Here is a 9,444-nt window from a genome sequence, read left to right on the forward strand (position 1 = left end):
GAGATTCGGGATGTGTCGCAGCGGGGGCCGAAGCCCCCGTTCACCGGATCTCAGTTCTCCTCGAGCTCCATGTTGATGGCCAGCGAGCGGATTTCCTTGACCAGCACGTTGAACGACTCCGGCATGCCGGCAACCATTTCGTGCTCACCGTCGACGATGTTCTTGTACATCTGGTTGCGGCCCTGCACGTCGTCCGACTTCACAGTCAGCATTTCCTGCAGGGTGTACGCCGCGCCGTAAGCCTCCAGCGCCCAGACTTCCATCTCACCGAAGCGCTGGCCACCGAACTGCGCCTTGCCGCCCAGCGGCTGCTGGGTAACGAGCGAGTACGGGCCGGTTGAACGCGCGTGCATCTTGTCGTCCACCAGGTGATTGAGCTTGAGCATGTGCATGTAGCCCACGGTCACCTCGCGCTCGAACTGCTCGCCGGTGCGACCATCGAACAGACGGGTCTGACCGCTGGCCGGCAGGTCGGCGAGTTCGAGCATCTTCTTGATCTCGGACTCGGCCGCGCCGTCGAACACCGGGGTGGCCATCGGCACGCCGCCGGTCAGGTTGCGCGCCAGGGTGATCAGCTCCTCGTCACTGAACTGCTTCAGGTCCACCTGCTGAGCGGTGATCTCGCTGTCGTGGTTGTAGATCTCGTCCAGGAACTTGCGCAGCTCAGCCACCTTGGCCTGGGCTTCGAGCATGCCCTGGATCTTCCGGCCCAGGCCCTTTGCGGCCCAGCCCAGATGGGTTTCCAGGATCTGCCCGATGTTCATGCGGCTCGGCACGCCCAGCGGGTTGAGCACGATGTCCACGGTCTCGCCATCGGCCAGGTGCGGCATGTCTTCAACCGGAACGATCGAGGACACCACACCCTTGTTGCCGTGGCGGCCGGCCATCTTGTCACCCGGCTGGATGCGACGCTTCACCGCCAGGAACACCTTGACCATCTTCAGCACGCCCGGGGCAAGATCGTCGCCCTGGGTGATCTTGGCGCGCTTGTCCTCGAACCGCTTGTCGAACTCCTTGCGGTGGGTGTCGATCTGCATCTGGGCACGCTCGATCGCTTCGACCGCGTCGGCGTCCTTCATGCGGATGTTGAACCAGTCGGAGCGCTTCATGCCGTCCAGCACCAGGCTGGTCACCGTCTCGCCCTTCTTCAGGCCGGCACCGCCGTTGGCATTCTTGCCGATCAGCTGGCTGCGCAGACGCGCGTAGATCGCCGCCTCGAGGATGCGGAACTGGTCGTCGAAGTCCTTCTTGACCCGCTTGATCTCGGATTCCTCGATCTGCTGGGCACGCTTGTCCTTCTCGATGCCGTCGCGGGTGAAGACCTGCACGTCGATGACGGTGCCGTCCATGCCCGGGGGCACGCGCAGCGAGCTGTCCTTCACGTCGGACGCCTTCTCGCCGAAGATCGCGCGCAGCAGCTTCTCTTCCGGGGTCAGCTGGCTCTCGCCCTTCGGCGTGACCTTGCCCACCATGATGTCGCCGGCACGCACTTCCGCACCGATGTACACCACGCCCGACTCGTCGAGACGGTTCAGCGCCTGCTCGGACACGTTCGGGATATCGGCGGAAATCTCCTCCGGCCCCAGCTTGGTGTCACGCGCGACCGCGGTCAGCTCTTCGATGTGGATGGTGGTGTAGCGGTCCTCGGTCACGACCCGCTCGGAGAGCAGGATCGAGTCCTCGAAGTTGTAGCCGTTCCACGGCATGAACGCGACCAGCATGTTCTGGCCCAGGGCCAGCTCGCCGATGTCGGTCGAAGGACCGTCGGCCAGCACATCGCCGCGCGCCACCACGTCACCCACGTTCACCAGCGGACGCTGGTTGATGCAGGTGTTCTGGTTGGAACGGGTGTACTTGATCAGGCTGTAGATATCGACGCCGGCATCGGTCTCACCGGCGATCTCGTCTTCGTTCGCCTTGACCACGATGCGGCCTGCGTCCACCTGCTCGACCACGCCGCCACGACGGGCGTTCACGGTCACGCCGGAGTCGCGGGCCACGGCGCGTTCGATGCCCGTACCCACCAGCGGCTTCTCGGCACGCAGGGTCGGCACTGCCTGGCGCTGCATGTTGGCGCCCATCAGTGCACGGTTGGCGTCGTCATGCTCCAGGAACGGAACCAACGCCGCGGCGACCGAGACGGTCTGCATCGGCGAGACGTCCATGAAGTGGACCTCCACCGGCGGCTTGAGCATGTTCTCGCCCTGGTAGCGCACGTCGACGAACTGCTCGGTGAAGCTGTTGGCGTCGTTCAGCGGCGCGTTGGCCTGGGCGATGACGTATTCGTTTTCCTCGATTGCCGAGAGGAACTCGATCTCGTCGGTCACCGAGCCGTCCACCACCTTGCGGTACGGCGTCTCCAGGAAGCCGTAGCGATTGGTGCGTGCGAACACGGCCAGCGAGTTGATCAGGCCGATGTTCGGGCCTTCAGGGGTTTCGATGGTGCACACGCGGCCGTAATGGGTCGGGTGCACGTCGCGCACCTCGAAGCCTGCACGCTCGCGGGTCAGGCCGCCCGGCCCAAGGGCCGACACGCGGCGCTTATGGGTGACCTCGGACAGCGGGTTGTTCTGATCCATGAACTGCGACAGCTGCGAGGAGCCGAAGAACTCCTTCACCGCTGCGGCAACCGGCTTGGCGTTGATCAGCTCCTGCGGGGTCAGGCCATCGGCCTCGGCCATGGTCAGGCGCTCGCGCACCGCGCGCTCAACGCGCACCAGACCCACGCGGAAGGTGTTCTCGGCCATCTCGCCCACCGAACGCACGCGGCGGTTGCCCAGGTGGTCGATGTCGTCAACGATGCCGCGACCGTTGCGGATCTCGGTCAGCACCTTGATCACGTCCAGGATGTCCGAGCTCTCGCCGCACTCTTCGCGCAGCTTGACCGAATCGGCGTCCTTGCGCTCGGAGAAGTAGCGCTCGTCGTACAGCACCGGCGCGCCTTCGGTCTCCTTGCGACCCAGGCGGCGGTTGAACTTCATCCGGCCAACGGCCGACAGGTCGTAGCGCTCGAAGGTGAAGAACAGGTTGTGGAACAGGTTCTGGGCAGCTTCCTTGGTCGGCGGCTCGCCCGGGCGCATCATCCGGTAGATCTCGACCAGGGCTTCAAGCTGGGTCTTGGTCGGGTCGATGCGCAGGGTGTTGGAGATGTACGGGCCACGATCCAGGTCGTTGGTCCAGATGGTGCCCACGGCTTCCACACCGGCCTTGCGCAGTGCAACCAGGTGCTCTTCGGTCAGCTCATCGTTGGCAGCAGCCAGCAGCTCGCCGGTTTCGGCGTCAACCACGTCGTGCGACAGCACCCGCCCAAGCAGGTATTCGTCGGGCACGGCCAGGGCTTCGATACCGGACTGCTCCAGCTGGCGGATGTGGCGCGCGGTGATCCGGCGGCCAGCCTCGACGATGACGGTGTCGCCATCGGCCAGGTCGAAATCAAGCGTCTCGCCGCGCAGGCGCTCGGGCACCAGCTCAACCTGTACGCCTTCCTTCGGATCGATATGGAAGGTGTTGACCTCGAAGAATTCGTTGAGGATCTCTTCGCTCGTGTAGCCCAGCGCACGCAGCAGGATCGTCACCGGCAGCTTGCGGCGACGGTCGATACGGGTGAACAACGCGTCCTTCGGGTCGAACTCGAAGTCCAGCCAGGAGCCGCGGTAGGGAATGATGCGGGCGCTGTACAGCAGCTTGCCCGAGCTGTGGGTCTTGCCGCGGTCGTGGTCGAAGAACACGCCCGGCGAGCGGTGCAGCTGGGACACGATGACCCGCTCGGTGCCATTGACGATGAAGGTGCCGTTGTCGGTCATGAGCGGGATCTCGCCCATGTAGACCTCCTGCTCCTTCACGTACTTGATGGCCTTGGAGGAAGACTCACGGTCGTAGATCACCAGGCGCACGGTCACGCGCAGCGGTGCGCCGTAGCTCATGCCGCGCTGGCGGCACTCGCGCTCGTCGAACACCGGCTCGCCCAGCTTGTAGCTGACGTATTCCAGCGCGGCGTAGCCGTTGTAGCTGACGATCGGGAACACCGACTTGAGGGCCGCGTGCAGGCCGCGATCCGCGCGCTTGGCGGGCGTCCGGTCCGCCTGCAGGAACTCCCGGTAGGAATCCACCTGGATGGCGAGCAGGAACGGCACCTCAAGGATGGTCTTCTGCTTGCCGAAGTTCTTGCGGATGCGCTTCTTCTCGGTGAACGAGTAGCTCGATTGCTGCTGGGATGTCGTCATGGGAATGACCGCCTATTGAATCTGTGAACCGCGCGTCCGCGGCTCCGGGGGGATCGGTGTTCGACCGGGAAAATCGCCAGTGGGAAGTCGCTGGTATTGCCGGCACCAGCACGCCTTCTCCCGCTACTTCCAACTGGGGACTCGATGTCAGTTGTCAGGTGTTACCAGTGTTGTGTCGCCACAACGGCCAAAGGCCGGGGGCATACGCCCCCAGCCTCGGCTGGTCGCCTGTTGAAACGGGCGACGCAAGGACCGCTTACTTCAGCTCGGCAGTTGCGCCGGCAGCCTCGAGGTCCTTCTTCAGCTTCTCGGCTTCGTCCTTCGACACGCCTTCCTTCACTTCCTTCGGCGCGCTCTCGACGAGGTCCTTGGCTTCCTTCAGACCCAGGCCGGTGATCGCACGGACCACCTTGATGACCTCGACCTTCTTCTCGCCGATGCCCGTCAGGACAACGTTGAACTCGGTCTGCTCTTCAGCGGCAGCGGCGTCGCCACCACCAGCCGGACCAGCGGCCATTGCCACCGGGGCAGCAGCGGACACGCCGAACTTCTCTTCCATCGCCTTGACCAGCTCCATGACCTCGACAAGGGTCTTGCTGCTGATCGCTTCGATGATTTCTTCGTTGGAAAGGGACATCGTAATTACCTCAAATTAACTGTATTGGAAAACGACTGTTTAACGGGTTCGTACCGAACTGATCTCTCAGGCGGCCTTGGCCTGGCCGACCGCGTTGGTCACGCGGGCAACCTGGCTGGCAGGCTCGGCCAACACGCGCACCAGCATGGTGGCGGGCTGGACCATGACGCTGAGCAGCATCGACAGCGCTTCGTCGCGGGTCGGCAGAGACGCCAGGACATCCACATGGGTGCCCGGGTACATCTGTCCGCCCAGCGATACCAGGCGCGGCTTCAGCTTGTCGTTCGCCTTGGCGAACTCCTTGATCAGGCGTCCGGCGGCACCCGGGTCTTCCTGCGAGAAGGCGTACAGCAGCGGACCGGTCAGCTCGTCCTTGATGACGGCGTAATCGGTATCTTCCACTGCGCGCGAAACCAGCGTGTTCTTGGCTACTTTCAAGTACACGCCGCCTTCGCGGGCCTTCTTGCGCAGGTCGGTCAACTGAGTGACCGTCAAACCCGCGTACTCGGCGGCGACCAGCGAATGTGCCGAGCCGGCCACCTCCGCCAGTTCGGCAACGACTTCCTTCTTCTGGTTCAGATTCAGAGCCATTGCACTCTCCGTTTCATTCAACTCCGCTTGCGGCTCCTGCCGCTTGCGGGCCATTTTCAGCATCGGTCCTTCGATGCCGGGAAGACCAGGGGCCTTCCTGTTGGCGGCCGTTTCCAGAAATCCTGGAGGGTCGGCGACCATCTACGCAGGCCCTTTTACGCTTGCGCGGTCCGGGATTAAGCGATCTGCGTGAACAGCGGCGGCGATTCCCTGCCAATGCGAGCTTCCATGCCCGTCGCCACTGTCGCGCAGGCCACGCCTGCGGTCTTTGACGGCGCCGCGCCGGGACGAATTGCGCCCTTTGCGATGCCCTCAAATTACTGCCGGATGCCCGCCTCACGCGGGCGTCCGTGTATTACTTGATCGTCAGCGAACCCTGGTCGACGATAACGCCGGGACCCATGGTGGAGCTGATCGAAATCTTCTGCAGGTAGGTGCCCTTGGCGGTGGCCGGCTTGGCGCGAACCAGGTCGGTCAGCAGCGCGGTCAGGTTCTCGGACAGCTGTGCATCCTCGAACGTGGCCTTGCCAATCGTGCAGTGGATGATGCCGGCCTTGTCGGTGCGGTAGCGCACCTGGCCGCCCTTGGCGTTCTTGACTGCCTCGCCCGGGTTCGGCGACACGGTGCCGACCTTCGGGTTGGGCATCAGGCCACGCGGCCCAAGCAGCGTGCCCAGCCGACCCACAACGCGCATGGCGTCCGGGGTAGCGATGACCACGTCGTAGCTCAGGTCGCCGCCCTGCATCTTCTCGGCCAGGTCTTCCATGCCGACAGCGTCGGCACCGGCAGCCAGGGCCTCTTCGGCCTTGGCACCCGCCGGCGCGAACACTGCAACGCGCACGCTCTTGCCGGTGCCCTGCGGCAGCACGGTGGAACCACGGACCTGCTGGTCCGACTTGCGCGCATCAACGCCCAGGCGCACGGACACGTCCACCGCTTCGGCGAACTTGGCGTTGGCGTGGTCCTTGACGATCTTCAGTGCCTGATCGATCGAATAGGCCTTGCCCGGCTCGGCGGCCGCACGGATTGCTTTCTGTCGCTTGGTCTGCTTAGCCATGATCAGCCCTCCACCGCCAGACCCATCGAACGGGCCGAGCCCTCGATGGTACGAACCGCCGCTTCCAGATCGGCTGCGGTCAGGTCAGGTTCCTTCGCCTTGGCGATCTCTTCCAGCTGGGCGCGGGTCACCTTGCCGACCTTGTCGGTGTTGGGACGCGCCGAGCCGCCCTGCACACCAGCGGCCTTCTTCAGCAGCACGGCTGCCGGCGGGGTCTTGGTGATGAAGGTGAAGGTACGGTCCGAGTACGCGGTGATCACGGTCGGAATCGGCAGACCCGGCTCCAGCTTCTGCGTGGCGGCGTTGAACGCCTTGCAGAACTCCATGATGTTCAGGCCGCGCTGGCCCAGTGCGGGACCAACCGGCGGGCTCGGATTGGCCTGCCCGGCCTTGACCTGCAGCTTGATATAGCCGACTACTTTCTTTGCCATTGTCTGTTAACTCCTCGGGTCCAAACGCCTGCACGCCCGGTGGGCTGCGGGGCTCCCCGCTGGTTGCAATAAAGGGGCGGAAGATCCGCCCCGGTCACTCAGGCCTTCTCGACCTGGCCGAACTCGAGTTCGACCGGCGTGGAACGCCCGAAAATCAGTACCGCCACGCGCAGGCGGCTCTTTTCGTAGTTGATTTCCTCGACCACGCCGTTGAAATCGTTGAACGGGCCGTCGATGACGCGGACCATCTGCCCGGCTTCGAACAGCACCTTCGGACGCGGCTTCTCAACGCCTTCGGCGACGCGATTCAGGATTGCATCGGCCTCGTGGTCGGCGATCGGCAGCGGACGGGCCGCGGTGCCGCCAATGAAGCCCATCACCCGGGGGGTTTCCTTGACCAGATGCCAGCTTTCGCTGTCGATCCGCGGAATGCCATCTTCGTTATGGGTGGAAATCTGCACCAGCACATAGCCGGGGAAGAACTTGCGCTCGGAACGGCGCTTCTGGCCGGCGCGCATTTCAACCACTTCCTCGGTCGGCACCAGCACTTCGCCGAAGCGCTCTTCCATCTCGGCGCGCGCGATCCGGTCGCGCAGCGCCTGCGCCACCGACTTTTCAAAGCCGGAGTAGGCATGCACGACGTACCAGCGCATGTCATTGTTGGCGTTGGTGTTGCTGATTTCGCCTTCGGTTTCCATCGGGTCGGTCTTCTCCATCATCAGCCCAGGAACAGGCGCAAAAGCCATTTGATCACAGAGTCGTAGACCGCCAGGACGATCGCGATGATGACCACGGCAATGGCCACGACCCAGGTCATGCGCACTGCTTCCTGACGGGTCGGCCAGACCACCTTGCGCAGCTCGAAGCGGGTTTCAGACAGAAACCCCCGGGTCTGTGCGCCCTTGGTGGTGGCCATGAACACGGCCACGGCCGCCACGACCCCGGCGACAACGGCGAATGCCCGCGCCAGGCCGGGCCACTGCCCGTCAAACCAGTAGAACGCGAAGACACCAGCGCATACCAACAACACCGCCAGGGCGTACTTGACGATATCTGCCGACGAAGCGGACTTGGATTGCTCGACTCTGCTATTCATCTGGTACCGCTGCGGCCCGCAGGCATGTAACGCGTATGGCACGCCAGGAGGGACTCGAACCCCCAACCTGCGGTTTTGGAGACCGCTGCTCTGCCAATTGAGCTACTGGCGTATCGAATTGTTGCCGGATCTTGAAACGGCAACGGCGGCTATCGCCGCCTTGCCATTTTCCGGCTTTTGGGACTGGCCCGTGCGCCAAAGCGCACGGGCCGGACCATTACTTGTTGATCTTCGCCACCACGCCGGCGCCGACCGTGCGGCCACCTTCGCGGATTGCAAAGCGCAGGCCTTCGTCCATCGCCACCGGGTTGATCAGCTCAACATCCATCTTGATGTTGTCGCCCGGCATCACCATTTCCACGCCTTCCGGCAGGGTCACGGCACCGGTGATATCGGTGGTACGGAAGTAGAACTGCGGGCGGTAGCCCTTGAAGAACGGCGTGTGACGACCACCTTCGTCCTTCGACAGCACGTAAACCTCGGCTTCGAAGTTGGTGTGCGGCTGGATCGAACCCGGCTTGGCCAGCACCTGGCCACGCTCGACGTCGTCACGCTTGGTGCCGCGCAGCAGGATACCCGCATTGTCACCGGCACGACCCTCGTCCAGCAGCTTGCGGAACATCTCGACGCCGGTCACGGTGGTCTTGGTGGTCGCACGGATGCCGACGATTTCGACTTCCTCGCCCACCTTGATGATGCCGCGCTCGATACGACCGGTCACCACGGTGCCGCGGCCGGAGATCGAGAACACGTCTTCCACCGGCATCAGGAAGGTCTTGTCGATGTCACGCTCCGGCTCCGGAATCCAGGAGTCCAGCGCGTCCACCAGCTTCAGGATCGCGGGAACGCCGATCTCGGACTGATCGCCTTCCAGCGCCTTCAGCGCCGAACCCATGATCACCGGCGTGTCGTCGCCCGGGAAATCGTACTTGCTCAGCAGCTCGCGGACTTCCATCTCCACCAGCTCCATCAGCTCGGCGTCGTCCACCATGTCGGCCTTGTTCAGGAACACGACGATGTACGGAACACCAACCTGACGCGCCAGCAGGATGTGCTCGCGGGTCTGCGGCATCGGGCCGTCAGCGGCCGAGCACACCAGGATCGCGCCGTCCATCTGCGCGGCACCGGTGATCATGTTCTTCACGTAGTCCGCGTGTCCCGGGCAGTCCACGTGGGCGTAGTGGCGGCTTTCCGACTCGTACTCGACGTGCGAGGTCGAGATCGTGATGCCACGGGCCTTTTCTTCCGGCGCGCGGTCAATCGCGTCGTACGCGCTGAAGTCACCGCCGAAACGTTCCGCACCCACCTTGGTCAGCGCCGCCGTCAGCGTCGTCTTGCCGTGGTCAACGTGACCGATCGTGCCCACGTTCACGTGGGGCTTGGTGCGCTCGAACTTGTCCTTTGCCATG

8 protein-coding genes and 1 tRNA gene are annotated in these 9,444 nt (G+C 63.8%); all 9 read right to left on the bottom strand.

The window, feature by feature from the left end; genetic code table 11:
* Positions 1 to 50 precede the first annotated feature (50 nt).
* The 9 genes from rpoB to tuf all read right to left on the bottom strand — a co-directional run bounded on the left by rpoB (position 51) and on the right by tuf (position 9,443).
* Positions 51 to 4,223 (bottom strand): DNA-directed RNA polymerase subunit beta, encoded by a 4,173-nt coding sequence (rpoB, locus tag WCE59_RS08590; protein WP_343258333.1) that lies wholly within the window; start codon positions 4,221 to 4,223, stop codon positions 51 to 53.
* 256 nt (positions 4,224 to 4,479) lie between these two features.
* A complete protein-coding gene (rplL, locus tag WCE59_RS08595; RefSeq protein ID WP_343258334.1) occupies positions 4,480 to 4,860 on the bottom strand; it encodes a 50S ribosomal protein L7/L12 in 381 nt (126 codons plus the stop codon).
* 66 nt (positions 4,861 to 4,926) lie between these two features.
* Complete coding sequence (gene rplJ / locus WCE59_RS08600) at positions 4,927 to 5,451, bottom strand: 50S ribosomal protein L10 (RefSeq protein ID WP_343258335.1); 525 nt, start codon at positions 5,449 to 5,451, stop codon at positions 4,927 to 4,929.
* Between the two features lie 355 nt (positions 5,452 to 5,806).
* A complete protein-coding gene (rplA, locus tag WCE59_RS08605) occupies positions 5,807 to 6,508 on the bottom strand; it encodes a 50S ribosomal protein L1 (RefSeq protein WP_343258336.1) in 702 nt (233 codons plus the stop codon).
* 2 nt (positions 6,509 to 6,510) lie between these two features.
* The gene (gene rplK, locus WCE59_RS08610) at positions 6,511 to 6,939 is read right to left on the bottom strand and encodes a 50S ribosomal protein L11 (RefSeq protein ID WP_343258337.1); all 429 of its coding nucleotides are present in this window, start codon (positions 6,937 to 6,939) and stop codon (positions 6,511 to 6,513) included.
* A gap of 98 nt (positions 6,940 to 7,037) precedes the next feature.
* Entirely contained in the window at positions 7,038 to 7,592 is a 555-nt protein-coding gene (gene nusG, locus WCE59_RS08615; RefSeq protein ID WP_343258350.1) for a transcription termination/antitermination protein NusG, read from the bottom strand.
* 65 nt (positions 7,593 to 7,657) lie between these two features.
* Complete coding sequence (secE, locus tag WCE59_RS08620; RefSeq protein WP_343258338.1) at positions 7,658 to 8,035, bottom strand: preprotein translocase subunit SecE; 378 nt, start codon at positions 8,033 to 8,035, stop codon at positions 7,658 to 7,660.
* Between the two features lie 36 nt (positions 8,036 to 8,071).
* Positions 8,072 to 8,147 (bottom strand) — tRNA-Trp (locus WCE59_RS08625).
* 105 nt (positions 8,148 to 8,252) lie between these two features.
* A complete protein-coding gene (gene tuf / locus WCE59_RS08630) occupies positions 8,253 to 9,443 on the bottom strand; it encodes an elongation factor Tu (protein ID WP_343258328.1) in 1,191 nt (396 codons plus the stop codon).
* Between the last annotated feature and the right edge of the window lies 1 nt (position 9,444).

The organism is Luteimonas qiangzhengi (genome assembly GCF_039548515.1).
In the GTDB taxonomy this organism is placed as follows: Bacteria; Pseudomonadota; Gammaproteobacteria; order Xanthomonadales; family Xanthomonadaceae; genus Luteimonas.

What these genes read in the sequence shown, in the direction of transcription:
- rpoB (WP_343258333.1), bottom strand. Translation starts at nt 4,223, where the DNA reads ATGACGACATCCCAGCAGCAATCGAGCTACTCGTTCACCGAGAAGAAG.
- rplL (WP_343258334.1), bottom strand. Translation starts at nt 4,860, where the DNA reads ATGTCCCTTTCCAACGAAGAAATCATCGAAGCGATCAGCAGCAAGACC.
- rplJ (WP_343258335.1), bottom strand. Translation starts at nt 5,451, where the DNA reads ATGGCTCTGAATCTGAACCAGAAGAAGGAAGTCGTTGCCGAACTGGCG.
- rplA (WP_343258336.1), bottom strand. Translation starts at nt 6,508, where the DNA reads ATGGCTAAGCAGACCAAGCGACAGAAAGCAATCCGTGCGGCCGCCGAG.
- rplK (WP_343258337.1), bottom strand. Translation starts at nt 6,939, where the DNA reads ATGGCAAAGAAAGTAGTCGGCTATATCAAGCTGCAGGTCAAGGCCGGG.
- nusG (WP_343258350.1), bottom strand. Translation starts at nt 7,592, where the DNA reads ATGCGCTGGTACGTCGTGCATGCCTACTCCGGCTTTGAAAAGTCGGTG.
- secE (WP_343258338.1), bottom strand. Translation starts at nt 8,035, where the DNA reads ATGAATAGCAGAGTCGAGCAATCCAAGTCCGCTTCGTCGGCAGATATC.
- tuf (WP_343258328.1), bottom strand. Translation starts at nt 9,443, where the DNA reads ATGGCAAAGGACAAGTTCGAGCGCACCAAGCCCCACGTGAACGTGGGC.